This is a genomic window from Azospirillum lipoferum (genome assembly GCF_024170005.1).
Lineage (GTDB): Bacteria > Pseudomonadota > Alphaproteobacteria > Azospirillales > Azospirillaceae > Azospirillum > Azospirillum lipoferum.
In genome coordinates, this window is the sequence record NZ_JALJXJ010000015.1 from 119,874 (window position 1) to 145,126 (window position 25,253).

Genomic DNA, 25,253 nt, shown 5'->3' on the forward strand with positions numbered 1-25,253 from the left:
AGGAAGACGCGGGCGACCTTCGCAAGATCGGTCGCTCGATAACCTTATAATAAATGAGGGGGTCATTTTATACAGCAGACGGGCGGTTCCAGGTCTTGAGTGCACGGTAGGGGCTGTCTTTGTGAACAAGAATAAGATCCACTTGCCATAGCCCGCTGTCTGCGGGGCGATACAAGAAGTCGACCACGTCGTATGGGATGAAATCAAATGGTTCGAAAAAATTGATAATCTTTGAAAATCTCGGATTTTCATCCAGGAGTGTGGCCTCTACCACAAAAACCGACTCTTTTGTTATGAGAGATGTCGCCCCTTTCAAAACTTCAATCTCCGCGCCGTCAACATCAACTTTCACCAAATACGGGCCTTTGAAGTTCGAGTTTGAGCGGATGTCGTTGAGGGATATGCCGTTTACTGTTCGGTACACCTCTCCCTCTTCATGTGGGTTATCTCCAATCGTCGAGTAAAGACGGTTCTTCGATATCCACAGATTTATTGGGCCGCTTTGAGCAGTAACCGCAGCCATATGGTATTCGGCGCTTTTGAGCTTTGCGCACAAGGACTGAAGAGCATGCTCGCATTCAGCAACAGGCTCAAACATCACATGATGTGCGTGAGGGAAAACATTAATGAGCGGTGGTGTTCCGAACTGTGCTCCAACGTCAAAGACAGTGGCGGGATTGAACCCCCCGTTCTGAAGGATCGCTAATGCCATGTGCTTCGACATTCTGGTAAATACTGATTGGCCATTTACAAGAGCAAAAAGGGCGGTAGCAATTGGATCTCCAGGAAAAGATTTTAGATATTTCTTGTACTCTTGTTGAGCATCTCCTAAGTTTCCCGATATATGCGTTGCGACAATTTTTAGCAATGCCTCGGCGGTCATGAGCGATCCCTCAAGAGAATGATCTTATAGGGACAACTACCGTACTTTCCAGCCGCGCGGTAGTGCCCCGTAGCCCTGCGACAACACTCCACCTGCCCGGCCGCCGCGAGCGGCCTTTTTCATGCGCGGAGGATCTGAACCATGGTGACGCTCACCACCGAAACCATCATCGACACCATCCTCCGCCGGGAGGGATGGCCACGCTACACCGACCGGTCCAGCGACCGCGGCGGCCCGACGAAGGGCGGCATCACGCTGGAGACGCTGACCAGCTGGAGGAAGCGCCCGGTCATAGCGGCCGATGTCGCCGCCCTGGACGAGGCCGAGGTGCGGGCGATCTACCGCGTCCGCTACATCGAGGAGCCGGGCTTCGCCAGCATCACCGACGACGTCCTGCGCGCCCTGGTGATCGACAGCGGCGTGAACCACGGAACCGGGCGCGCGTCCACATGGCTCCAGGACGCTGTCAACGACGTTGCCGGTCGGCCGCTGCTGAAGGTGGACGGCGCTGTCGGCCCTAAGACGCTGGCGGCGGTCAACGGCGCCGATGCGGCCGAGTTGTGGCGCTCCGTCTTCGCAAGCCGCATGCGGTTCTATGGTCAGATCATCACCGGAGACGCCCGCAAGCGCGGACGGACCGAAGACGACGCGCTAAATGCTGCCGGGTGGCTCAACCGGCTGGCCGAGTTCATAGAGGTGTGACCACCGGGTAGGACGCCACCCCCTCTGTATTCCGTACCCGCTGCCAGGGCAGGATCGGCGAGCCGGTTGCGGTATTTGCCCGGTCGTCCGGCGGTCATGGGCTGCGACGTGAACGTGCTGAGCAAATGCTCCCCCGCCACTAAACGGCCGAACCGCTTCGCAGAAACGCATCCTACCACCACAAACCGCCTGCTCCATTTTCAATTCCGGATCACAAAAAATCCGCAAAATCAATGCATAAAATCATAAATTTTCATTTTTTTGGGCTTATTCTCCTTCTTATCGTTTTCAACTGGGAGGTAAGGCAATGAACGCCGTGAAAGCTGGTCATTTCTCTTTCAACAATGTCGCCTCTAACAATACTTCTCTGGAAATCATTAGCCCGTCTGCCAATATTGCTGGTGCGATCGTTCGTACAGCAGTCTTGAATTTGTACGGCGCGGGGGTGGTCTATCTTATCACCGGCACCTCAGCACCCGGTGCCATCGGAACTGGCACGTCAGTTCTCTCCAGCCACTACGCGCCGCAGGCTTCGGGAATGGTCATTCCCTATTCGATTGAGCTTCCGCCCGGTAAGGGGCTGTGGCTGCGCCCCGAAGGTACGCCGGCAGGTGGCGGTATCCATGTGACCTACGATCTCTACTCCGCTTAACCCCTTGCGCCACCTGACCTCTGGTCCGGATCGCTCCGGCCTGGGGCTCCCTTTCACGGCCCGCCCTTCCCGGCGGGCCTTTTCTTTGCCAGAAGGAGGGGCAACTAACATGGCCGTAGCTATCCCGCTCATCACCGCGTTAACCCCCCTCATCTCCGACCTGATCGACCGTATTCCCGATCCGGACGCCAAGGCTAAGGCGGCAGCCGAAGCCAACGCCAAGTTGGTGGGCATGCTCCAGGCTGGCGACGCGGCGCAGCTCCAGGTGAACGCCGCAGAGGCGACCAACCCGTCCGTTTTCGTCTCGGGCTGGCGGCCGGCTGTCGGCTGGGTCTGCGTCCTGGGCCTGCTGGTCCAGACCGTCGGCTATCCGCTGATGGGGTGGGGCCTGTCCATCTGGTCACCCGGCACGCCCATGCCGCAGATCGACACCGACACGCTGATGGGCCTGCTGGTGCCGATGCTGGGGTTGGCTGGATACCGAACCTTCGAGAAGGTCAAGGGGGTGGCGCGTTGACACGGCAAAGGGCGTCTCGATGCGGGACGGCCTGTCGCCACATCCGCCACAAGGCTCGCCACAACATCCGCCACAGGCCCATGCGGGCGCGTTCGGGCGGGCTAGGATTTCTGCGGGTTAGAGCAGACACAGCAAAACAGGCGTAAAAGCCCGAGTGGCTTCGCCTGCACCAACCAACCCGCTGATCTTAAAGGAGGGAAGATGGTGCCCAGGGACGGAGTCGAACCGCCGACACGGGGATTTTCAGTTGCAAACAGCGTAGCTTAAGCTGTTGATTCTGAATGATTACGCTGCGTTATGTGCTAGCATTGTGCTAATGCTACCGCCTTAGGTATATTATCCTTCTTTGGGTTGGTTGCTCTATGACGGGTCCTGAACCTTGCCAAAAATTAGCGAGTTATCTCGAAGATTTGGATGGGAGAGCTAACTAGCAGAAAAATGAAAACTCATTTAGCTCTAGTATTTTCAAAAATTCGTTTTATGAACTCTGCAGATCCAGGGCCTTTAAGTAGCTGATCTGGCATACCAATTGTATTGGTAGCATCCTTATTCAGAACAGACATTTTTACCATACCATCTTTTGGATCAACGGTGACAATAATGCGCTTTATTTTAGAGTCTGGAGTATTTTTTATGAGAAGTGCAGTTTCTCTGGGGGTTTTTGGTTTTTTCATTGCGCCTTCCTTCCATTTATAACGTTGTGCGCCCATTTCTCAACATACTCTTGACTTCCTTGTCGACCGCTTTTAGTCTTCTTTAGATATCGTGTCGGATTATTTGTCATGGATGAACCGTCTATCGTTTTGACTTCAATAATTAACACTGGCTTTGTTGGATCGTCGGACACCCATACTTGATCAGGGCCGGTTATGCCGTCTGCTTTTGATGGCACAAGCCGGTATCCCGGAAAGGCCTTTTGAATAGCGACCGCAGCCACGTGTTCTCCGAGCTCTCCCTTTTCGTGGGGCTGATTTGGGGAGCGCACTTGAGGGGTATCAAGTGGATTGGTTTCCACTACCTGCGTGATATCATCATCCGCCAAGACACACCTGTAGTGAAACGGGGTTAGGTACGCGAGCGGTGATTTTACCCTTCTAGCTCCGCCATGCATAGCTGTGAGTTGCAGTGCGACAATTCGTCGAGACTTATTACTAATGAGTGGGGTTCTGCGCCCCACAACGATTCGCTTCCCTTCTTAAGCGACACACTTAGGCATTGCGTAGATCTGGTTCAGGGTTGAGGCCAATCAACGCAGCACAATGCTAGAGGAGAGCTCAGAAATACCTAATGATCGCCTGACAGCATGATCGTCAGCACTCGCACGGTCAAGCTGGGATCGGCGGCATCGGAGGACAGGTAGGTCATGGTAGGGTCGTAGTAGTCGATCTTCCACATGATCCGCGTTTCCCGCACCATCATCGTCGCACAGTCATGTTCGCCATGCGGATCGTTATCCACCGTGAAGGCGTTGAAGGTGCGAACCCCTGCCAGGATGAGACTGACGTGCAGGGGATCGAGCGCCGTGATGCCAGCAGTGATGACCACCCGGCCACCCTCGAAGGTGCGGCGCAGATGGTCGTTGAGGCGTGCGATTTCCGCCGCACGCCCCATCGCCTTGTCGGTCATTGCACGGTCTTTCCGGCTTTGGCCGTCATCGGCTTCTTCAGCACCCGCTGACGGCTCGCGACCGCGCCGGCAATCACCTTGTCGAGTTCCCCTGCTGTGACAGCCTGACCGACCTGTTCCAGCACCGGCACCAGACGATCCATCGTGCCCACGGTGATGACCGACTTGCCGGGCCTAAGTTCGAGCGGCTGGTTGCCATAGTGGATCTGGAGGTGAAATGTTCCAGCCTCGTCCTTCCACCACCAGGGGCGGAACCGCACCGGCACGTCGCGACGTTCCTTCGTGCCATCGACCTCCACCCACCGGCCGACACGGCGGATGAACACCTCGCCTTTGATCGTCGCCGTCGCGGCCTCGATCTGAAGCGCAAGTGCGTCGAGCAGCTTGCGACGGGCAATCCCTTCTGGGCTGGCTTCGCGCTGCTTGGCGATGTTCGTGAGGGTCAAGCTTTCCAGAATGCTCATTAGCGTTCTCCATACGTTCGACTTTCGTATGGTAACGCCCCGGTAGCACCACTCAATGCCAGAGGTTGAGTCCCCTTCATTAAATTTCTCGACGCTGACATCATCTAAAGTGAAGGGCTGTTCGTTGTACGAGATAAATACACCTGCTACTCGTGTAGTAGCTTGCATGTCCAACGAGGAGATAAAATATGGACAAGACGTATATCGACGATATCCAACGCATCGATGCTGATCTACCAATCCAAACCCAGCCAGGAACCAAGCCATTGCCTGAGGAAGACATGAAGAACCTTAAGACTCGCGTTCGCCTCATCCAACATCGATGTGCCGCCGACATTGAATTAGCACGCCAAGCGCGCCAGAAGCGCAACCAGTGCGACTGATCGTCAAGGCTGCTACTGCGCAAGCACGGAGGCGGAACGCACTGTGCGGCGACGTGGCAAGCGGCAAAGACTACGCTGGTCAATGTCGATCCACACGGCGTCTGCACAATCCCGTAGGCGGGCAGCTATCGCTGAATACGGGTTGCGTTCCGCCAACGTGGCAGAGAGCCGCTCCAACCGAAGCGCAAGGCTCGTCAGCACCTGTATGCTAGGGGTGCGACCAGTAGCAAGAAGATTGCTGTAATAGCGACTGCTGGAGCCGAGCCATACACGGCTAAATTCAACCTGGGATGAGCAAAAGCAATTAGACAAAAGGAAATTGTATATATCGCCCAACATTTCTCACCTTTATGTAATTTTACGTCGAGCACCGCTCTGCGCGGCGCATAAATACTTATCGAAAAGCACATACCTGGATTGTATGGCGGTGTAGTGTCCGCTGCGGGCAAAGATCCCTTCGGGGAGTAGAAGCATTTTAAAACAAACCCGCGAAGGCCGAGTGGAGTGTAGGCCAGCCCACCAGGAGGGCACCGCAAAGTAACCCCTGTAATGGCACCAACCTATCCAGGGCGGTCGGCGGTATAAGGTGGCTGGTAACGGCCCCGCAAGTAGGACACGGCTGAACAAACCCATAGGCATTCGGAAATGCGTCAGGGAGGCAGCTAGAAAAAGACGGTGGCTCTGTGACGAGACCACAACCACCACCTATACGACGGTCACCTTCCGGGTCGGCGTATGGCACCGAAACTGGCGCGAGCCAGGGAATGAGAGGATGGCAGGAAATCGGGTTTCCGCCTGCTGTAAACACCTCGACGGAAGGGGCGATGACGGCTTTATACGCAGAACGAACAATTCCCCCCTGTGATACCCGCAAGCACACATGTGCTTCACTTCAAGTGAACGGCTATCACAGGGGGGAATGTGCTCTGTCCAGCATTGACGCAGGACGAGAGATTAGAAGACACCACGTTTGGTGGTTTGCCGGACGAGTTTACGAGGCCGAGAAACCACTAAACGGTCGCGAATGCGTGAGCGTTCGCGCATACATCAACAATGATATGGGGATATATACAATGCGACTACACGAGATCATGAGGATTACGAAAGAGGAATGGAACCAGCATCTTGCAGAGCTTGGGCTTGCTGATGCAACGGCCGATGCGGCGAGCCGGCAGGCCGATCAATTGGTTAAACGCGGCAAGCTGGCAAAAAAGCGCGCATCTGTGATGAAAGCCCGCCAGCAGCTTGCCGCTAAGCAACGCGATCTCGCGGCCGCAAGCCGCAACTCATAAGTCTACAGCACGGGTTCCTTCGCTACAGACGGCCTGTTGGATCATATGGTGAACGATATTCTTTTAAAAAGACAGGTGACCGCCAAGCCGCTTGGCGGTCACCATCCATCATGATGGAGCAGAGCCATAACTCGACGGAATCAACTCAGCTCGAACGGTCCCTCGCTCCACTTCGCCGCTGCGAACTTATTAAGCTCGAGCCCTACCCTGCCCGGGTCCTCGACCATCACGTAATGCCATCGCCCATGCAGCCCAAGACGGTTAACAGCTTCTGTCCATCTTGCGGCGGCCTTCGCTTTAGCATCCGCATCGTCAGTCACTTGGCCTTTGATTTCGACGATAACGTTCTCATTGCGGTCGGTGACTACGATGAAGTCCGGGATGTATTTGGACATTATTCCACGATGCCGATAAGGAATAAAGAAGCCAAGGCGATCATTCTTGACCCATTTACTTACACCCGGGTGACTGTCCAAAAGGAAGCCTGCACTCTGCTCCCATTTGCGCGTGTCGGCGACCATCGCATTTAGATGGCACCGCATAACCGGATATATCGGCTTGGTTGTATGGAATTCGACGTGGAGCGTACTGCCGCGACCGGCCGCCCCCTGCGGAATGATAGCGACTTCTCCCTCTCCTGTGGTTGCGCCCTTCTTGATAGCTTCATGCAAAGACCCTATGGCCGCCTGCATGTACTCTCCCACGAGCAGAACGTCACATGGACGACTTCCACCTTTACAATCAACTTTCTCCGCTAAGAAGCGTTTCGCTGCAAACGCAACCTTTGGAAACAGCTGGTGAACAGGAACAGCTTCCGCACCATTGTCGGATTGCCAGCGAGCGCAGACCTCGCGGGCGAGCCGAAACGCCACCTGCTGTTCACGGAAGCGTGACCTCCACTCCTTAAGGGACAACACCGGTCGCTCGCCCGGGCCAAAGACCGCAAGAGTGCCATCGGGCGTTGTAAGTGGTGTGAGCTCGACGACCTGGGGAATCTTCATTGGGTCTATTGTGACCTTGGAGACCTTGCTCCAGTCCACAAATACTTCAAACTTGCCCGACTGATGATAGCCCGAGACGATGGGGAAAGTGATCTCGTACTCGGCTTTCTCAAGAACCGAATAGATGTGGCTGGGATCTCGCTGGGGCGGCTGCGGCCCAACAGGTTTTACCTTGAAAGGAATGAGTTCGAATGGTACGCCGAAGACCTTCGCGGTTTCTTCGGCGAACATCTGAGTTTCCCCGTCGAGGGCATAGCTTTTTCGCCGTAGAGCTCGACCGACGACCTGCTCGCAGAGCAGCTGGGAGCCGAATGGCCGCAACCCTACAATGTGAGTAACGGTGTTTGCGTCCCAGCCCTCGGCCAGCATCGCAACCGAAACAATGCAGCGGATGTCGCGACCGGGTGGGATGCGCTCGTCAATCCACTTCAGCGAGCCATCGTTGTCGTCGCTGGCAACCTTATCGTTATGCTTCCTAACGAGTTCGGACCAGTCATCAGGAACCTTGCCACCCGGCCACTCTGCTTTTCCGACAGTGTCTAAGATGAACCTCAGCCGTTTGTTCTCGTCCTTCGATCCGCCCGCCTCAATGTCTTCTATGACTTTAGAGTCAATCCGGACCGTGACTTCCTGGCCGGGAGCGTTCTGGAACCACGGGGGTGAAACGCCGTAAGTGTCATTCCCATTTGCAAGCCAGTGGTGGACCTCCTTGGCAACCGACGTGTCTCGGCAGACCACGATAAAAACCGGTGGGACGGGATGTTTCTGCTGCTGCTTCGAATGTTGTTCCCATTCGACGAACCGTTCGTGCCACTCTTGGGCTAGCAGGTTGATCGGAGCAGAAGCATAGTTCATTACGATCTCAGGCGTTATATTCGCGCCGAGGCCGTCCTCTTTGGCTTTGGCTTGAACCCATCGCCAGATATTAAAGTAGGCGGCTTCCTCGGCACCGGAAACATCGCGCGTCGGCAACTGTGGGATCTTCACCAAGCCAGACTCGATCGCGTCGAGCAACCCGAAATCCGATACAATCCAGGGGAAGGGTTTCCCGACCTCGTTGCCAGAACCTTGGATATAGAAGGGTGTTGCCGACAGATCGACGCAGAGTTTTATCCCTTTCCGCCGACTGCCACCCGCTAGCTTGTTGATCCGATCCAGTCCTTCGATCCAAATCGTCGCCTCACGAGCGTTCTTGTTTGCAAGATCCTTGTCTTCTTCGAGGTTTTCTTCGGTCGTCGCATCCCCACGGCGATACGCGTGATGAGCCTCGTCGTTGAAGATTAGCCAATGCGGACTCCGGCCCTTGCCGTTGCCGAGTTCCCTTCGGATGCGCTTGAGCCAAGCTTGGTCGGATTCGTAGAACTTGATTTCAGCGCTCTCATTCACTTTCCCGGCATTCTTGATAACCTCGACCGGCTCTCCCGTCTTGACAACCTTTGCGCTGTCGCCATTGACCGTGTTCGCCTCCTTCTTTGCCAATCGATGCCAGTTCGCGATCATAACCTCGCCACGGCGAAGCTCCTCCATTCGGTGCGGCGGCACGAGCTGGCGGGTGCGATAAAGGCTCAGGTCGCCCAAAGCGGGGTCAAGTTCCTGCAACCGCTCGCGAATTGTCACGTTCGGGCAGACGATCAGAACCGTGTCCGAAAAGCGGTCGTCACGCGGGGCCGCGACTCGGTTCAGAATCGACCACGCCGTCAGCATGCCCATAACGGTCGTCTTGCCGCTGCCGGTCGCCATCTTGCAGGCGTAGCGCAGAAAGGCGCGAACACCGGTGGCCTTGGCCTCCAGCCCAGGCTCGTCCTTCGGTACCTCGGGCAGGCCCTTGTGGTAGATGTCCTGCGCCTCGACGAGGAAGATGATCGTCTCGGCCGCCTCAAGCTGGGCGAAAAACAGGCGCTGCATGCGCTGATCGCTGCGCCAGAGGTCCAATAGCTCTCGAGTTACTTGTGATGCACCGTCATAGGGTACACCACCACTATGTGCGCCTGCGCGCCAATCCTTGACGCGGCTCCGGATTGTGTTGACGATCTCAAGTTCAACCTCTTCGCCTGTCTGGCTTTCAAAGAGCTCCGCCTGATTGCGGTTCCCCCGTCCTCGACTGGCATGTTCCGGCACGCGGTAGAAATAACTCGCGCGGCGGCGTCCCTCGGCTTTGTAGGGTGGTTTTGCTTTTTCGATCTTCCAGTGAACTTGTGGCTCTTGGAACGGCGAGTTGATGATCGGCGACTCGACCTCAGCAGCGGTCAGCGGCAGTTCTTGGTTGTTGGCTGCGGGCATCAGACAGCATCCTCTTGGGCTCGGGTCGCCATCAGCTCATTGCCGCGCTCGTCGATGACCTTCACGGCGATACGCTTCTTGTCACCTAGCGCGAAGGGCTCGCTGATCGTTCCGGCCAGATGGCCCCAGACGCTGTTCTCGAACTGGCCTGCCAGCGATTTCTGGAGATTGTCCCAGGCACTGGTCTTGGGGAAAAACACTTGGCTTGCATAGAACGCCAAGCCGTTGTGGTTAGTGTCGAGCATCCAGCAGGGTAGATTCTCGGCCTCAATGGCATCGGTTTTCATCGTGTCAGGGCGGAAGATGTCGAGCCCACGCAGCACCACACGGTAAAGCAGTGTTCCATCGTCTTTCGCACCAACCTTTTCCAGCCGCACATCGGGCAGGCCGGTGATCGAGAAAATTTCACTGCTCTTCGTCGTCTTCAGCAAGTCCGACATGACGACATCCGGCGTTACCGAAATGTAGTGCGTTTCAGGGCGCCGAAGCTTTGGGCAGAGCGCGTGCGCGTTCGCTTGTATAGCGAAACCGAAAATAAAGAGACTCCGAAAGTTGCTGTTACCGGCCTCTTCATGTGCATCCCGTACAAAGTTCTCGCTAATGGCACCATCCTCAGGGCCAAAAGCAATAGCGATAGTCTTTTCGTTGCCGTCCTTCGCCACAGCCTCGGCATGCAGGTATTCGCGGTCAGCGAGTGGGCGAACGTTGTCGAGTTGTAGAGTCATGTTGCCGGGCAGGTTAAGCGATTTACTCTGGCGAAGTACCTCGATCATGCGGTCGAGGTAGGCGCGTGGACTTGAGATTTGCAACTGGGCTGATCCGCCTTCGGCAGCGCTCTCCATGCTCATGGCGGCCTGAATCGTGGCCTCGACTGTGAATGTTCCACAGACGCGAGTGATCGCCTTGTTGACTTCAGGGCGATCCACCAAAGTAACAGTAGACGGATCCTCATTATTAGCAATAGACTTAAGCGTTATCTTTGGAATGAGGCCGCCGACTTCTTCACCTTTCCGATTTTTCTTTCTCTCGTAGACAAATCCACCTGAGGGGCCATTCTTCGGGTCTTTAAGTCGAAACCAAGGATATGCCATCGTAAGCAGCCGCTGACGAGCAAGCGCAACAGGAATACGCGAAGTATCCACCGCAATCCATCGCCGCCCCCACAGTTCCGAGGCAACTGCTGTAGTCCCTGATCCGCAGGTAATGTCTAGTACCAAATCACCGGGGTCAGTGGTCATCTGAATACAACGCTCAACAACCGGAGGATTGGTCTGCACAACGTATAGCTTTTTCCCCGCGAATCCACTGGTTCCGGTATCAGTCCAAACATTGGATACGGGAAAATAGTTAAAATCCGCGAGGTAGCGTTTATAACGCAGGGTGTTTCCAAGCGCCATGATCCGATTTGCGGCAGCAAGCCTTCTCATGCCCTCCGGTGTCGTTTTCCAGTGTGAATTCGCCGGAACCTTGAATTCGCGCCCATTCCATTCAAACGGTTCTGTGTTGCCTGATGCGCCCTGCGCTGCAAGGTCTCCGTGCGTTAGGATCTTGTACCCTTCAGGTATAAGTGACGGATCAGCTTTCTCCTCTGAGGTCATCGACCTCAGAACAGTCCCATCCTCAGATTCCACATAGCTGTACTGGGTAGCTCCTTCTTCTCCAGCAGCTTTTTGAAGGTAAATTGGATTGTACGCTACCTGACTCTTATCCTTTGCGTACCAGAGAAGATAGTCAGAAACTTTGGAAATTAGATTTGAACTGAATCCGCTAGTTTTACGAAATGAAATAATCGCACAAAAGTTGTTCTCTCCAAATACTTCGTCCATCAGTTCTCGGACATGGTGAATGTTATCATCAGAGATTTGTACAAATATAGACCCTGACTCACTTAGAAGGTTCTTTGAAACGAACAGACGGTCCCTAATGTAGGATAGATAAGAGTGCAGACCAAGCTCCCAGGTGTCCCGATAAGCTTTAACCATTTCGGGCTCGCGAATCATATATTCGTCTTTCCCGTGATTCTCTGTCACCTTCCGATCTCTAACGAAAGGCTGGAAATTTGAGCCAAATTTCACGCCATAGGGTGGATCGAAATAGATCATCTGCACCTGACTGCCTAGCCCCTCATATTCGAGAAGCGAGTTCATCACCTGAAGCGAGTCTCCAAGGATCAAGCGGTTGGTCCAGGGGCCCTTATACTTATAGGCATCAAGCCTGTCGGCGATGTCGAGGTCCAGGTCTCCGAACATGTCCAACGTTTGTCCACGAGCTTTGTGCGACTTCAGCGTCTCAAGGATCGCCTGCGTCGAATGTCGCTCGTGCACGAACAGTGGCAGTGTCGGTACACTTATTTGCTGTCGCTCAGCCTTGCCCGCCCAGTTCAGGAAGGGCTGCGTCAAGCTGCGCAGCCGCGCAGCGCATTGCGAGAGCGAAGTAAACCGCTCCTCCGTTCCCTTCCAGACCTGCGGTTCGGCAAAGACCGCAGCCTCACCTTTTTCGGCGGCCTCCGCCACCAAGTTCAGAAGCCACTCGGTGAAGGCCCGACCGGCGTTCTCGTCCCAGGACAGCTCGGGCGCAAGACTGGAGTCGTACCGGTAGGTGCGCGGCGGTTTGCGGTGTGAGAACTGAGCCTCGACACCGGCATCAGGACGGAGCACCGCTTGATCCGCGTGCGCATAGGCGGCAGCACCATTACCGGATGGCATAGTCGGCGCTGATTTGGGCTTCGGATTATGTGAAGTCTCGGCTGACGTGCTCGCCGCCGTCATATGACCATTGAGTCGATAGACGGAACCTCCACGGCCTCGCCCCTTCGCCAGAAGCCCCTCTTGGACAAGCTCTTCTCTGACGGCCTGATACTCGTCCTCGCTGACATGCGCAAGGCGCTGACGCAACGCCGTGAAAAGCGCCTGATTGCCCATGCGCTCACCATTCGACGGGACCAATTCCAAAATTAGCGTCTTTAAAGCATCCGACATGTCGAGCAAGTCCCTTCCATTCCCGGCGCAGTACGCCGATCGCCACGCTGCGTCTCAGTGTCGGGCGCGGCGCCGAGCCGGCCCCAACTTTAGAGGTACACTCCTCCGTTCGAGTGCGCGAGTTTCAACTAGGGCAAGCGCAACCGCAAGCACGATTTGCTTACGTGACTTTGCTACCGGCAGTCTGATGGCCTGTCTTCCAGGCACAGTTAAAAACCACCTTGTCCAGCTACGTTATGAAGGGATAACGGTGGATGGGCTGGGATAGTAATTGAGATACATTCCCAGCCCGTCGGGACCGTGGTGTAGCAGTTCGGTACAACCTGAATGAATACCGTCGAGCTGGGAAGATGGGCACTCGTCGCGAATCACAATGATGTGCGAAGAGCCGAAACCCAAACACCATAAAATGCTGCTTTTATGATGTTTTCGCTGAGAGCCGCGCCATTCCTCGGGTTCGTTCATGACTTGAGCGCAGCCTATTCGGAAAACATAATGTCTTGTGTGGATTGACGACGCACAGTGAGGTTTCCGATGAAGCAGGCGCGGGTGTTGACGGAGCAGGAGCAGAAGCGGCTGTTGGCCGTGATCGCGCAAGGCCGACACGCCGCCCGCAACCGGATGGCCGTCACGTTGTCCTATCTTGCGGGTCTGCGGGTCGGAGAGATCGCGGCACTGACCTGGGGTGACCTGCTGGAGAGCAACGGCGCGGTGCGCGATCAGATCAGACTGAGCGCCGAAATCACCAAGGGCGGTCACTCCCGTGTGGTGTTTGTGAATGACCGGCTCCGTAAGGAGATCGAACGGTACCTCGGCACTCTGGGCGGCTCGGTGAAAGCCGAAAGGCCCCTCCTGGTCACCCAGAAGCGGACGGCGTTCAGCGCCAATACCCTGTGTCAACTGATGGGGCAGCTTTATGCGCAGGCCGGCCTCGACGGGGCGACCTCCCATAGTGGTCGCCGGTGGTTCATAACCAAGCTGGCGCACAGCGGCGTCAGCCCAAAGGTGATCATGACCTTGGCCGGGCACAAGCACCTGACCACCACCCAACGCTACATCGAGGTCAACGACGAACTGATGCGAGCGGCGGTCGAGATATTGTAGAAAGGAGGCGTCTTTTAAAAAGACTTCCTCGTGAACCAGATCAGTGGTCATCGTTGACATCGGCACTTCCAGCTAGAAACTTCAGGGTCTTCTTGTGCTTCTGTAAGATCGCCATGGGCTGATCGCTCTCGAACACGGCGTGGATTGCCTTGACTGCTTTCCGAACGTCATGTGGAACGAAGCGGGGCAATTTCTCGTCGTAATCGATGAGCCGATTGGCGTCGGCGATGCCCCGCAGTGTCGCGTAGACGTTGTGATGAGCCAGCAGCACCCGCCCAGCTTCGTCCCAGGTGCGCCCCACCCCCGTCGGCACGCCGAACAAATCGCCCTGGGTCAGACGCTCACCCAAGGGGCTCCGGAAAGGAAAGCGGATGGCCGGGTCAAGGGTGCTGGTGTGCTCGAACAGAAAGGTGTCGAGATTGAACTTGCCGTCATAGCTCAAGCCGATGGTCGCCTGCCGCCGTTGCGCCGCCGAGACGAAAGCGGTCGCACAATCGAAGGTCAGTTCCAGATTTGCCAGCCCCTTCGCCCGCAGTGCCCGCTTCAACGCCGTCAGCACCACGGCCATCGTCGGTTGCTGGACGCCGAGAAAGTGAAGCCATGCCGACCTTCCCGTGAGGTCGCCGTTGTCCAGCATGATGATGATACGGCGGCAGACTTCGTAAAGATCGAATTTCAGAGGCCCACCCCAGGCCCAACCTTCCAAGGGGAAAGCCCGCACCGCCCGATACCAATTGTCCGCCTCGTCGCCGTTGCGGCCCTGGAGAATATTGAGCAGACGCAGGTCACTACTTTTGCGGTTGTCGGCAGCCCACGTAACGTTCTTGACGGTTTGATCGCGGCATTGCTCGAACGAGGTGAAGCCGGATTTCGGCTCAGAGATCGCCGCCGTCGGCACGTCAAGGACGATTCCCACGTCACAGTGCTGCTCTTGCCAACGCAGCACGTCGCGGCACAGCACGGCGTCTATCGTGCCGAGCAATCCCTTGATCGCCTGGAATCCACCGCTATCGCCAATTACGACGGCGTTGCGGGGGCGTCCCAGCTTCTTAATCATACAGGCTCGCCCCGTCCGATTGCCGGGCAGGCCATAGCTTGCCAGAGCGTACTTCAGTATGAACAAGGGGTTAGGGGCGAGAAAGTTCAAGTCTTCGGACTTCAGACCGGCTGGACAGCGCGTGGCAGCGATGCCGGCGGGCAAAGCGGCTTCGGCAAACCAGTCCTGAACGGCCGGAGTAAACGTTGCGTATTCTGTTTGTTCGCTGGTGAGATTGATCATTGGTCGCACTCTTGCGCTGGGGCCGGTCACCCGGCCCCAGGCGGTCGTTTATAGGGTATGGACGGAATGGGAGTTACAGCGTATCCGCTGCGTCCGCGTCAGGATCGCACCGTACCGGCTCGAATGCCTTCAGGTGGCGGTTTGACCGCTCCCTACCACGCAGCAGCGGCACGCCAAGACGGTAGCGGGCAGCATCCGTCTGAAACTCGACAAGCAACAGCCCTTCGGGGTCGATGCTGTACACAAACTGACCGTCACTGGTGGCAATCGAAGTGAGCGCCTTCGACACGGCAAACCAGTCTTCGGGATGAATGCTGACAACCAGCGACTTTGCCGCCCGCTCCACGATGGTCGGCTGGTCACCCTTCGCATTCCCGCCGGACAGGGTCAGCTTGCCCCCTTCAACGGTCAGGGTGATTCGGTCCAACTTCTTTTGGCGGCGAAGCTTGGGGTTGGTGGAGGTTGCAAGGTCTGCAAGGCTCCCCTCCGTCAGCCGACCGATCACCATGGGCTTGAACACCGAGTCGCTGAGGTCAAGCTCATTCGGTTGAAATTCAACACCTTCTTGACGGGCGGCGAGCAGAGGCAGCTTGATGGCGCTGCGCTCCTCCTCCTTTGCTGCGTCGGTCGATACAGTGATCCGATAACGAAGCTGCTTTAGCTTTTCTGTTCGCATGTCGGCCACTTCCGATGAAAAGACCAGCGCCCGTGACGGCTCCAGCAAATTGGCGGCTATTGCATCCAATTCATGAGTGCGAAACCACAAATCCTCGTCCGGCAGCCCATCCAGGAAGTTGTCGACCGGGGTCGCTTCCAGGATGACGTGCCCCGTAGGACGGAGGAATTGCGTAATGCGAATACGACCATCCCGTCGCAACCACCATGCCCGCGAGGCCGGGCGACGGGGACTATCCTCATACTCCGGATCGTCGAAACCCTCCCTGACGTTGACCGGCATGTCGGTCGGATAAACCTTTATAGCGAGTGCAAGACGCGACAACTCGCTCAACAGCGCAACGCGCGGCTCCGGCTTTGCCGTCTCTGCCAATAGAGCCAGGATGCGGTCCTGAGAGATGGGAAGCTGGCCAACCACACGGCGCTCGCCACCTTCATCGAGGATCAGCCCCACATCCGGCATGGCACCGCCAAAGGGTTCCGTAACGCGACGGAGGATGACGTTCTTAACCCCTGTTGCATCAAGTTCGATCAGGCCAGATTGATTCGGCGCTTCGCCAGCGTCATCGGCGTTGCGGGCCAACTCACCCAGCCCGGTAATGCCGTGGAGCTTCACCAGAGACACAAGGTTCTGCACGGTGACGGCGTTATAGGAGAGGACGAGGCCCTGCGCTTCCTTCTCCCGCACCAGCAGGTCAAGGCCTTTGATGGCTGCTGCATTGCGCTCAATCTCGTTGCGCCGCTGCTTCTTGAGGGTGGCATCGGAAGTGTTGAGGTCAAGACGAAGATAAGCGATGACGGCGTTGGCGCTGGGCCACTTGCTCGCGGTCGAGAGCAGTTCCAGATCGGCGACCATGTCCTTGAAGGCGGCCATCCGCTCGTCGTCGGTGTCACCTTCCATGCGGAAGCCCAAATACATGACGGCCAACTGTACCATCACCGCGTGGTGGCCACGCTCTTCCACCTGCTGACGGATAGCTGTAATGTCACCTACAGATGTGTGCCAACGCTTACGGTCAGCGGAGGACGGATGAGCCGGAAGCGTAGGGATAGCTGCGGTGATTTCGCTGTCCAGCTGCTCAGCTTGGCCATTGTCGGTCGTGACAGTGAGCCCATTACCTTCAAAGATGCTGGCTGCCACTGCGATATCGGCAGTAGGATCGCGATCCGCCTCCCCGTCGTGGGAAGCATCAGCAACAGTATAAGCCGGGACATTCGGGATTTCGGTAGTCATAAGGCACGCTCCTTGCGTCGCACTAGAAATAGTGCGTTGAATTCGCCGGTCAGATTGATCTGAGCCGTCAAACGAACCATTCGTTTGGAGCGTTCAGGTGGAATCGAACCACCCCGAAGAACCATCAACGCTAGCGAATTGGGCAAGGAAGCCCGAACTCGAATGTGATCTGCTGGGATTGACCAGCGCGACCACTTTCAAACACTACCATGGACAAGATTGAAAGCAAGGAGTAATTTGAGAGTGGTCCAACTTTTTATTGTTAATAAATGATTAACGCCAGTCTTTTCAAAAGACTGGCGCAATCTGCTCCTTGCCACAGGCTATCTTTTTGCATCCAAACTGTCAGCAGGAGCTGCGACCTTGAGGGTATACTGCATAGGTCGGACAGCCTTACACTGATCATGCCATCAACCCAGTGGAGGCGGTTGATATGGTTGTGTGTTAGAGCGCTGCAAGCTTCAATGTGGACAGTAGGTCCATCATCTTATTACGGTCTTCTTCGGCTCTTCCATCAACGGTATAGCCAACACTCCAAACTCCGGAGCTACTATCCGCGACAATCTTTATGGACAACGTTGTGCCATTTCCGAACTGATCCTTTGGGTACCACAGCATCTTTGCTGTGATTTTGCCCCCAGTTTTTCCAGAAGGAGCTGCATATTTTACTATCCACTCTTGGTCTGCCCAACAGATAGTGCGGTAGCCACGATCATCGGTAGTTGAGCGAGCGTCGAACCAAAGCTTAAAGACGTGCTTGTAGAATGGCTCGCCCTTTTCAGTCAAGGTGGTGAACAAAGCACGTTTCGCCATGGTGAGATCCTTCTCAACTGAACCGACCTATGCGCAATATTGAGCGCCAAACTTGTACCGCAGCGCACTCTAGGTTCAACTGCGCAGTGCGAGCAGCAGTATCGCTGAACGCAAATAGTGCGCTTTAGCCGCAGTTTAGAAGCGTGTTGGTTAGCGCGATGCGCATACTTCATCAGACTGTAACCAAAAGCTTCCACTCGGGTCGCAGGTGATCCTTCATCAGTTCCAGCTTCACGTCGGCGTAGAAGCGATGGATCATGTCGCTGCTCGTGCCGGTGTTGCGGGCCAGGATGAAGATGTCCACGCCAGCAATGAGCTGCTGGCTGATGTAGAAGTGGCGGAACGAATAGGACGTGCGACGGACACCGCGATGGTCGGTCAGCAGGTTGCATGCCTTCAGCAGTTCGGCGAGGCTCTTCTTCACGCTGTCGAGCCGATTCCCGGCCGTCGTGGCGAAGACCGGCTCAGCGTCGAGCGGATCGCGCTTCATGGCTCGAACCCAGAGCATCCACAAAGTGTCGAACCAAAGCAGGGCGGCTTCCTGGGGAACGAAGGTGCGAGCCTTACCCTTGCCACGGACCCGAAGACGGATGTCGCGGTCACGGAGCGGCTTGTTGCGCCCTTCCCGGTAGCCCAGCACATCCCCCCAGTTCATCCCCTTCAATTCCGTCGGCCGGCAGCCGGTGAATGCGGCGATCATCATGTAGGCGTGCAGGATAGCCCGGTCCCGTCGAACGTGCTCATTGAGCTTCGGATCGCTCATACGGGCCATCGAGGTTTCGACCAGCCGGCCAAACTCATCGGCGCTGAAGCTGGGACGGGGCACGTCCGGTGCTTTCACCACCTCGACCTCGGGGATAGCCGCCTGCTTGATGTAGCCCTGCTTGGCAGCGAATCGGAGAAGCGTGCGGAGGAGCACCGCCTCGTTACGCTGGCGGGAGAGGGTAGGGGGATCGCGCTTGGTAATAGGGCGGCGGATTTGGCGGCCAGCGCGCTCGTAGGTGATGAACGCGACATCCCGGCCCGGTCCTTTGCTCCAGTAATCCTTGCGCCACTCCACATAGGCGTCGATGTCGCGGTCGGTGATGCTGTCCATCGCCCGGTCGCCGAAATAGCCCACCATGTAGCGCCGGATGATGCCGGGGAACTTCTCCCCCTGTTCCTTCTTACGCTCGCCGCGCTCGACCTCACGTTCGATCTTGGCGATGAACTCCTCGGCCATATCGCCGAAGGTCTTCACCGTGGCGTTCAGACCGTTCTCGGTGCGGTAGAGGGCTTCATAGTAGACCTTGCGCGCCCGCTGATTCGCCTCGGCTTCGTCCGTGGTGTCGAGCGACTTCCTTATCTGGCCCTGGCCGCGGATCGAGAACCGAACCCACCACTTGCTGCTGCCGGTGCGCTGGAAAAGCTGGAACGGCTCTGGCATTGCCCTCTCCTGACGACATCAACCCATAGGTTGTATTATAGCATCGTCACTGTCGCTTATGGGCGAATTTAGCACAACGGTTAGCACAGCCGGCAGGGGCGATTTTCAGGGGGTGATTCGGGCGCGGAAATCGTCGCCCACAGGGGTTCATACTGCTGTCGAGACTGTGCTGCGATTGTGCTAGCACAGGGATAAGCGGGGATTTTAATGTGAGGGAAATCAATGACTTAGCGTGAGAGGAAAGTTGTCCTCTGCGACTGTGCTAGGTCTGTGTTAGGTAAGCTGGCTTTACCTATCTCACCATTAACCCCTTGATCTACAAGAGGAAAATGGTGCCCAGGGACGGAGTCGAACCGCCGACACGGGGATTTTCAGTCCCCTGCTCTACCAACTGAGCTACCTGGGCATCCGGCGCCGCTTGGTGGGTGACCGTTTCGGTCGGTACGGCGCGTCGTGTGGGGCGCTTTTTAGAGAGGTTCGGACGGGCTGTCTAGAGGAAAATTCAAAAAATTTCGGGGCTATAACCTAGAGCGGATTGCCGGGCATCTGAATCGGGGCTTCCCAAAGGCGGGCAGTTGTGATTCAAGATTCGGACTGACTGAAGGAGGCCGGTCTGGATGGCGAAAGCACTGTCCGTCGATCTTCGTCGGCGCGTGGTGGAGGCGGTTACGGCTGGAGCGTCTTGCCGGGCGGCTGCGGCGCGCTTTGAGTTTGGGGTTTCCTCGGCGATCCGGTGGGTGGCCCGTGCGCGAACACGCGGTGATCTGACGCCGGACAAGCGCGGTGGCAATGTCCGCTCTCATCGGATTGACGAGCACCGGGACCTCATCCTGAGTTGGATCGAAGAGAAGTCCGATCTGACCTTGACGGAGGTTGCCGAGCGTCTGGACGAGGCGGTGGGATATCGGCCGCTGCCCAGCATCGTGTGCCGGTTCTTCCAGCGTCATAGTGTGACGCGGAAAAAAAGACGGCGCACGCTGCCGAACAGGATATAGCCGCCAGCCGTCAGGCTTGGTTTGACGCCCAGCCGGACCTGGACCCGGAGCGGTTGGTGTTCATCGATGAATGCGGCACCTCCACCAAGATGGCGCGGATGTACGGTCGCGCGTCACGAGGAGAACGCTGCCGCGCTGCGGTTCCCCATGGGCACTGGAAGACGACGACCTTCGTCGGCGCCCTTCGATTGTCGGGCGTCACCGCCCCGATGACACTCGACGGAGCCATGGGCGGCGCGGCCTTCCTCGCTTACGTCGAGCGCGTTCTGGGGCCGACGCTGAGCCACGGAGACGTCGTCGTGATGGACAATTTGCCCGCCCACAAGCTTCCGGCCGTGCGGGTGGCAATCGAGCGGACAGGCGCCGTCCTGAAGCTCCTGCCGCCCTATAGCCCCGATTTCAACCCCATTGAGATGGCTTTCTCCAAGATCAAGGCGAGCCTCAGGAAAGCCGCCGCAAGGACGCTCCCTGAACTGTGGGATGCCATCCGAGACGCCATTGACAACGTCACGCCAAGCGATAGCCGAGCCTTCTTCACCGCCGCCGGCTACGAACCAGAATGATCGGAATCCGCTCTAGAATCAGACGCGATTGCTTCGCAATCGCGGTATGGAGTAACGACAAAGTAACTCTATGACAAAAGAATCCATGCCGGAGTTATTGACTCATATTTGACTCGTGAGACAATGATTTGGTAAAGGAAACTGGCCATGAAACTCACTGATTTCCAAGAAGCCTTCCCGGATGACACGGCCTGCATGCGGTTTCTTGAGGAAACCGTCTGGGTAAATGGTCGGCATTGCCCCGAGTGCGGCTGCCTGAATACCGTTCCTCTGGGTGGAAAAGCGGCGGAACGCCACCTGTACCACTGCCGGGACTGCCACAAGCAATTCACCGTCACGTCCGGTACGTGGCTCCACAGCCGGAAACTCCCACTGACGAAGTATTTCGAGATCCTGTACTACTCGGTGAACAGCAGCTTCGGCATGGCATCTACCCGGATTTCCGAATGGACTGGCGTCTCGCAGAAATCCGTGTGGAAGATCCTACAGGCGTTCAGGGAACTCCAGGGGTTCTGGCTCACCCTGACGGACAAGCTCACCAACACCGTGGAGTTCGACACCAAGTATGTCGGGGGCCAGCCCCGGAAACAGAAGGACGCGGAGGGCAACCGGGTCAAGAACAAACGGGGTCGCGGGACCAAAAAGCAGGCGGTGTTCGTCGCAGCCGAACGGCAGGGCGAAGTCCGGGCCACAGTGGTCCCGAACGAAGCCGAGGACACGATCCGGCCCTTGGCCGAAGCCCAGGTTGATCCCCAGGCTCACATCATGTCAGACGGCGACGGAACCTTCGCCAAGATTGCCCGGTCGTTTGCCCTGCAAAGCCAGTGCAGCCACCGGGATTGGGACTTCTCCAAGGATGGTGTACACAACAACACCGCCGAGTCGTTCAATTCCTGGGTCGAACACATGCGGGATGTCCACTTTTTCGTGTCCAAGGACCACATGCAGCGGTACGTGAATGATGTTATGACTCGGTGGAACCTCCGGGTAGCGGTCGAGCGGGAAGTGACCCAGAAGGGCCAGCGGGTCCGCAAGATCCTGATGGAGAAGATGCCCCTGCTGGATCGCCTGCGGGTAATCTTCGGTCACGCTGTTGGTTGCAATGTTCGCCGCAACCGTAAAACTGGCGGAATCATGGTCGTGGCTTAACTTGCTCCGGAACCGCCTTCATGTATTTTAATTATTTTCGCGAGACGCGGGCTAAACCCACTGACTATTTCTTTCTCAAAAAGCTCTCTCACTTGATTTTCTTCCAGCTTTCTCTTCTCAGCAATCTTCTCTAATTGCAGAATGATTCCATCTATATTAACGTCTTCACGATTACCTACTGGCGTCGCATCCCTGATTTTAATCAGACCAGATTTTGTGCTCTCAAATATGTCCGCCATATCGGAATAATTTCTTCCGATTTGCTCAATAACGCCGGTTATGAAATCGCTTTGGGTATGGTTCGCCAGATCAAGCTGCTGGACTTTTTCCTTCATCTCATTCCAGATGGTGGCGATCTGCTGCTGGACAGAGGCAGACATTGGCAAGCCTTTCATCTATTCTCGTCATAAGAGTTCGATGTTCCACAATCATCCGTTCAGCCACCACTTCTGGGACAGCCGCGAATAAGCTTTCTGGCAGCCGTGTGATGGCATCAAAAACGGCATCCAGATCTGGATCTCCTTTGACCTCTACCAGACATCCGTGTACCGGACAACGCATATTCCCTCTCCCCATCTGAGTTGTGCCCGTATTTAGCTCACAACTCCGATGGTTCTCTGCGGTTAATTATGAGTCGCGTTTGAGTCTGGGTTATAGTCCCGAAAATTTTCGCCCCCTCTCACAGCGCCTCATCGGGATCGGATCCACCGGGCGCAGCAGGGTTTTCCGGGCCTTCGATGCGGTAGACTCCGCCCAGCCAGCGCGACAGGTCGATGTCGGCGCAGCGCTTGGAACAGAAGGGGCGGGTGGCCGGTTCGGTCGGGCGGCCGCAGATCGGGCAGTTGGTGCCCACCTTGGCGCCGGCATGGGTCTGGGGGCGCTGGGGCGCGCTGGGGGATCGGGGGTCGGACAAGAAAGGCCTCCGTAACGAGCTGCTTCAAGCGGTCAGGGCCGCAGCAGGGCTGCTAGCGGCGTACCGCGGCGGGCGCGGGTCAATTCGACCAAGCCCAGTTTCGACATGCCGTAAACTTGGGTCTGCACCGGGTCGCTTTCCACCGCGTGCGACAGGGCGGCCAGGACACGCTCGGCATCGCCGTGGCTGCGCATGTTGACGAAATCCACCACCACGATGCCGCCGACATTGCGCAGGCGGAGTTGGCGGGCAATCTCCGCCGCGGCGTCGAGGTTGACCTCCAGCGGGTTGCCGCGCTCCCCGGCATTCACGTCGACCACCGTCAGCGCCTCGGTCCGCTCGATCACCAGCGAACCGCCGAGCGGCAGCGGCACCCGGACGTCGAGAAGCCCGGCAATCGCAAAGTCGAGGTCGCGCAGGTCGAACAGGCGCCGGGCATCGGTATGGGCGCCGAGCCTCGGCAGCAGGTCGGGGGCGTGGCGGCCGCACCAGTCGCGCAGACCCGCAAGCAACGGTCCGTCGCCGATCCTGATTCCGCCGGGAGGGGGCTGGTCGTCGACCAGGATGGCGGCCGGAGCGGCGGCCCCCTGCTCGATCAGGGCACGGGTCGGGGCGTCGGGGCCGGGATGCAGCAGGCGGGGGGTGGAGCCGGCGCGGGCGTCGTCGCGGATGGCGCGCCATTGCAGGTGCAGCGCCTCCGATTCGGCGGCCAGCAACTCGTCTGGTATCTGGGCGGCGCCGGCGCGCACGATCCAGCCGGCGCCGGTGGCGAGCTCCTCGATGCGGCGGGCCAGCGCCGCGCGCTCCGGGCCGGAACCGAGGCGCTTCGACACCGCGATGTCGCGGCCGAGCGGCGCATGCACCAGAAAGCGGCCGGGCAGGGTGATGTCCATCGTCAGCGATGGACCCTTGGCCCCGGCGGCGTCGGCCTTCACCTGCACCAGCACCGGCTGGCCGGTGCGCAGAAGCGCGCCGATCGGCGCCGGCTTGGCGCCCGGGCGATGGGGCCGGGACTGCGGAGAATCGTCGTCGAGGACAGGGCGGCGCACGTCGGCGGCGGGAAGCAGGCCGGACAGGCCGTTGCCCAAGCCGTTGCCCAGATCGACGAAGGCGGCGTTCAGGCCGGTGGCGATCCGCTCCACCCGGCCCAGCATGATGGCGCCCAGTAGCGACGGGCGGCCGGCATGGTCGATGTGCAGGTCGGTCAGGCGGCCGTCGGCCAGCACCGCCGCCCGCGTCAGCGGACCGTCGCGGTCGACCAGCAGCTCAAGCCTGCTCATTGTTCGGATGGGGGATCGGAGGGTGCTGGATGCGGGAAGCCGGCGCCGTGCAGCATGCCGGCGACCTCGTGCAGCGACAGCCCGACGACGTTGCTGTAGGAGCCGCCGATCCAGCGCACCAGCGTCCCCGCCCGGCCCTGGATGGCATAGCCGCCGGCCTTGCCCTTCCATTCGCCCGATGCGATGTAGGCGTCGGTTTCCGCCCGGTCGAGCACCTTGAAGGTGACGTCGGTGCGGACCAACCGGTCGATTCGGCGGTGGCCTTCCGGACCGCCTTCAGGGTTGGGCACCAGCAGGACGATGCCGCCCAGCACCCGGTGCCGCCGGCCGGACAGCAGGGACAGGCAGCGTCGCGCCTCCTCCTCCCGTTCGGCCTTGGGCAGGATGCGGCGGCCGCAGGCGACCACGGTGTCGGCGGCGAGAATCCACGAATCGGGATGGCGCGCGGCGACGCACGACGCCTTCTCCGCCGCCAGACGCAGGGCGTGCTGGGGCGGGAGTTCGTCGCGCAGCGGCGTTTCATCGAGATCGGCGGGATCGACCGCGTCGGGCACGATGCCGATCTGGCGCAGCAGGTCGAGCCGGCGGGGCGAAGCCGAAGCCAGCACCAGCCGGGGCGCCTTGGACGGGATCGTCACGGGGAACCGCGAAGCAGCAAGGATGCTACTTGAACCGGAAGGTGATGCGGCCCTTGGTCAGGTCGTACGGCGTCATTTCCACATTGACGCGGTCACCCGCCAGGACGCGAATCCGGTTCTTACGCATCTTGCCGGAGGTGTGCGCCAGAACCTCGTGATCGTTGTCGAGCTTCACCCGGAACATCGCGTTCGGAAGCAATTCGACGACGGTCCCGGAAAACTCGATCAGATCTTCCTTTGCCATAGGCCCTTATGTCCGTCCTAAAAGTTTCGCGGCAATAACTGACCTCCCAAGGCCGCCGGGTCAAGGGGGATTCCCATCGCCGATGCGTTCGGCCGCAGCCATCTGCGCGGGGCAGCCCCGCGTTGCGTGCCGGACATGTCCGCTGGAACTACCGCTGAGCCC

General features: G+C 57.7%; 24 protein-coding genes and 1 tRNA gene. 8 read left to right on the forward strand and 17 right to left on the reverse strand.

Annotated elements, in window-relative coordinates:
* Window positions 1-67: 67 nt before the first annotated feature.
* Window positions 68-883 carry an FkbM family methyltransferase gene (locus J2848_RS28375; RefSeq protein ID WP_149233932.1) on the reverse strand — a complete coding sequence of 272 codons (816 nt, stop codon included), beginning with the start codon at window positions 881-883 and terminating at the stop codon, window positions 68-70.
* Between the two features lie 141 nt (window positions 884-1,024).
* On the opposite strand from J2848_RS28375, the gene J2848_RS28380 reads away from it, so the two are divergent.
* From J2848_RS28380 to J2848_RS28390, 3 genes are all read left to right on the forward strand, one after another.
* A complete protein-coding gene (locus J2848_RS28380; RefSeq protein WP_149233931.1) occupies window positions 1,025-1,585 on the forward strand; it encodes a glycoside hydrolase family 108 protein in 561 nt (186 codons plus the stop codon).
* 307 nt (window positions 1,586-1,892) lie between these two features.
* Entirely contained in the window at window positions 1,893-2,237 is a 345-nt protein-coding gene (locus tag J2848_RS28385) for a hypothetical protein (protein ID WP_149233930.1), read from the forward strand.
* A 109-nt stretch (window positions 2,238-2,346) separates the two neighbouring features.
* Window positions 2,347-2,754, forward strand: a complete 408-nt coding sequence (locus J2848_RS28390) for a 3TM-type holin (protein ID WP_149233929.1) — start codon at window positions 2,347-2,349, stop codon at window positions 2,752-2,754.
* A gap of 446 nt (window positions 2,755-3,200) precedes the next feature.
* On the opposite strand, the gene J2848_RS28395 is transcribed toward J2848_RS28390, so the two are convergent.
* From J2848_RS28395 to J2848_RS36200, 3 genes are all read right to left on the reverse strand, one after another.
* Window positions 3,201-3,464 carry a hypothetical protein gene (locus J2848_RS28395; RefSeq protein ID WP_170307190.1) on the reverse strand — a complete coding sequence of 88 codons (264 nt, stop codon included), beginning with the start codon at window positions 3,462-3,464 and terminating at the stop codon, window positions 3,201-3,203.
* A 574-nt stretch (window positions 3,465-4,038) separates the two neighbouring features.
* Window positions 4,039-4,380 carry a DUF3768 domain-containing protein gene (locus tag J2848_RS28400; RefSeq protein ID WP_246194193.1) on the reverse strand — a complete coding sequence of 114 codons (342 nt, stop codon included), beginning with the start codon at window positions 4,378-4,380 and terminating at the stop codon, window positions 4,039-4,041.
* Window positions 4,377-5,111, reverse strand: a complete 735-nt coding sequence (locus tag J2848_RS36200) for a DUF6641 family protein (protein ID WP_366520491.1) — start codon at window positions 5,109-5,111, stop codon at window positions 4,377-4,379. Before J2848_RS36200 ends, J2848_RS28400 begins: the two co-directional genes overlap by 4 nt.
* On the opposite strand from J2848_RS36200, the gene J2848_RS28410 reads away from it, so the two are divergent.
* Window positions 5,033-5,227 carry a hypothetical protein gene (locus J2848_RS28410; RefSeq protein ID WP_149233926.1) on the forward strand — a complete coding sequence of 65 codons (195 nt, stop codon included), beginning with the start codon at window positions 5,033-5,035 and terminating at the stop codon, window positions 5,225-5,227. The genes J2848_RS36200 and J2848_RS28410 overlap by 79 nt on opposite strands.
* A 12-nt stretch (window positions 5,228-5,239) precedes the next feature.
* Here J2848_RS28410 and J2848_RS36205 read toward each other — a convergent pair whose 3' ends face one another.
* The gene (locus J2848_RS36205; RefSeq protein WP_366520492.1) at window positions 5,240-5,566 is read right to left on the reverse strand and encodes a DUF6626 family protein; all 327 of its coding nucleotides are present in this window, start codon (window positions 5,564-5,566) and stop codon (window positions 5,240-5,242) included.
* Between the two features lie 752 nt (window positions 5,567-6,318).
* Between J2848_RS36205 and J2848_RS28415 the strand changes: the two genes are divergently transcribed.
* Window positions 6,319-6,519 (forward strand): hypothetical protein, encoded by a 201-nt coding sequence (locus tag J2848_RS28415; protein ID WP_149233925.1) that lies wholly within the window; start codon window positions 6,319-6,321, stop codon window positions 6,517-6,519.
* 140 nt (window positions 6,520-6,659) lie between these two features.
* Here the strand turns inward: J2848_RS28415 and J2848_RS28420 are convergent, their stop codons facing one another.
* Together J2848_RS28420 and J2848_RS28425 are read right to left on the reverse strand one after the other, a co-directional pair.
* A complete protein-coding gene (locus tag J2848_RS28420) occupies window positions 6,660-9,800 on the reverse strand; it encodes a BPTD_3080 family restriction endonuclease (protein WP_149233924.1) in 3,141 nt (1,046 codons plus the stop codon).
* Window positions 9,800-12,778 (reverse strand): site-specific DNA-methyltransferase, encoded by a 2,979-nt coding sequence (locus J2848_RS28425; RefSeq protein WP_246194210.1) that lies wholly within the window; start codon window positions 12,776-12,778, stop codon window positions 9,800-9,802. Before J2848_RS28425 ends, J2848_RS28420 begins: the two co-directional genes overlap by 1 nt.
* A gap of 534 nt (window positions 12,779-13,312) precedes the next feature.
* Here J2848_RS28425 and J2848_RS28430 point away from each other — a divergent pair.
* Window positions 13,313-13,882, forward strand: coding sequence for a tyrosine-type recombinase/integrase (locus tag J2848_RS28430; RefSeq protein WP_149233923.1), 570 nt, complete (start codon window positions 13,313-13,315; stop codon window positions 13,880-13,882).
* 40 nt (window positions 13,883-13,922) lie between these two features.
* Here the strand turns inward: J2848_RS28430 and J2848_RS28435 are convergent, their stop codons facing one another.
* The 5 genes from J2848_RS28435 to J2848_RS28455 form a co-directional block, all read right to left on the reverse strand.
* Window positions 13,923-15,161, reverse strand: a complete 1,239-nt coding sequence (locus J2848_RS28435; RefSeq protein WP_149233922.1) for a hypothetical protein — start codon at window positions 15,159-15,161, stop codon at window positions 13,923-13,925.
* A gap of 73 nt (window positions 15,162-15,234) precedes the next feature.
* Window positions 15,235-17,070, reverse strand: a complete 1,836-nt coding sequence (locus tag J2848_RS28440) for a hypothetical protein (protein WP_149233921.1) — start codon at window positions 17,068-17,070, stop codon at window positions 15,235-15,237.
* A gap of 444 nt (window positions 17,071-17,514) precedes the next feature.
* Entirely contained in the window at window positions 17,515-17,883 is a 369-nt protein-coding gene (locus J2848_RS28445) for a hypothetical protein (protein ID WP_149233920.1), read from the reverse strand.
* A 172-nt stretch (window positions 17,884-18,055) separates the two neighbouring features.
* Window positions 18,056-19,309, reverse strand: a complete 1,254-nt coding sequence (locus J2848_RS28450) for a tyrosine-type recombinase/integrase (protein ID WP_149233919.1) — start codon at window positions 19,307-19,309, stop codon at window positions 18,056-18,058.
* A gap of 330 nt (window positions 19,310-19,639) precedes the next feature.
* A tRNA-Phe gene (locus J2848_RS28455) sits at window positions 19,640-19,715 on the reverse strand.
* Between the two features lie 211 nt (window positions 19,716-19,926).
* Here J2848_RS28455 and J2848_RS28460 point away from each other — a divergent pair.
* Together J2848_RS28460 and J2848_RS28465 are read left to right on the forward strand one after the other, a co-directional pair.
* Window positions 19,927-20,867, forward strand: a protein-coding gene (locus J2848_RS28460) for an IS630 family transposase (protein WP_246194191.1) whose coding sequence is annotated in 2 segments (ribosomal slippage) — window positions 19,927-20,266 and window positions 20,266-20,867 — 942 coding nt in all. Because the reading frame shifts where the segments join, the coding sequence is not laid out codon by codon here.
* 147 nt (window positions 20,868-21,014) lie between these two features.
* Window positions 21,015-22,016, forward strand: coding sequence for an IS1595 family transposase (locus J2848_RS28465; protein WP_149233918.1), 1,002 nt, complete (start codon window positions 21,015-21,017; stop codon window positions 22,014-22,016).
* Here the strand turns inward: J2848_RS28465 and J2848_RS28470 are convergent.
* The 5 genes from J2848_RS28470 to infA form a co-directional block, all read right to left on the reverse strand.
* Window positions 22,013-22,411 carry a hypothetical protein gene (locus J2848_RS28470; RefSeq protein WP_149233917.1) on the reverse strand — a complete coding sequence of 133 codons (399 nt, stop codon included), beginning with the start codon at window positions 22,409-22,411 and terminating at the stop codon, window positions 22,013-22,015. The two genes, J2848_RS28465 and J2848_RS28470, sit on opposite strands and share 4 nt — an antisense overlap.
* Window positions 22,412-22,695: 284 nt before the next feature.
* Window positions 22,696-22,929 carry a DNA gyrase inhibitor YacG gene (locus J2848_RS28475; RefSeq protein WP_149233916.1) on the reverse strand — a complete coding sequence of 78 codons (234 nt, stop codon included), beginning with the start codon at window positions 22,927-22,929 and terminating at the stop codon, window positions 22,696-22,698.
* A 32-nt stretch (window positions 22,930-22,961) separates the two neighbouring features.
* Window positions 22,962-24,209, reverse strand: a complete 1,248-nt coding sequence (locus tag J2848_RS28480) for a ribonuclease E/G (protein WP_149233915.1) — start codon at window positions 24,207-24,209, stop codon at window positions 22,962-22,964.
* A complete protein-coding gene (locus J2848_RS28485) occupies window positions 24,206-24,847 on the reverse strand; it encodes a Maf family protein (protein ID WP_149233914.1) in 642 nt (213 codons plus the stop codon). The genes J2848_RS28480 and J2848_RS28485 overlap by 4 nt, the downstream gene beginning before the upstream one ends.
* 25 nt (window positions 24,848-24,872) lie before the next feature.
* Window positions 24,873-25,091, reverse strand: a complete 219-nt coding sequence (gene infA / locus J2848_RS28490; protein WP_012977999.1) for a translation initiation factor IF-1 — start codon at window positions 25,089-25,091, stop codon at window positions 24,873-24,875.
* Window positions 25,092-25,253: the final 162 nt, after the last annotated feature.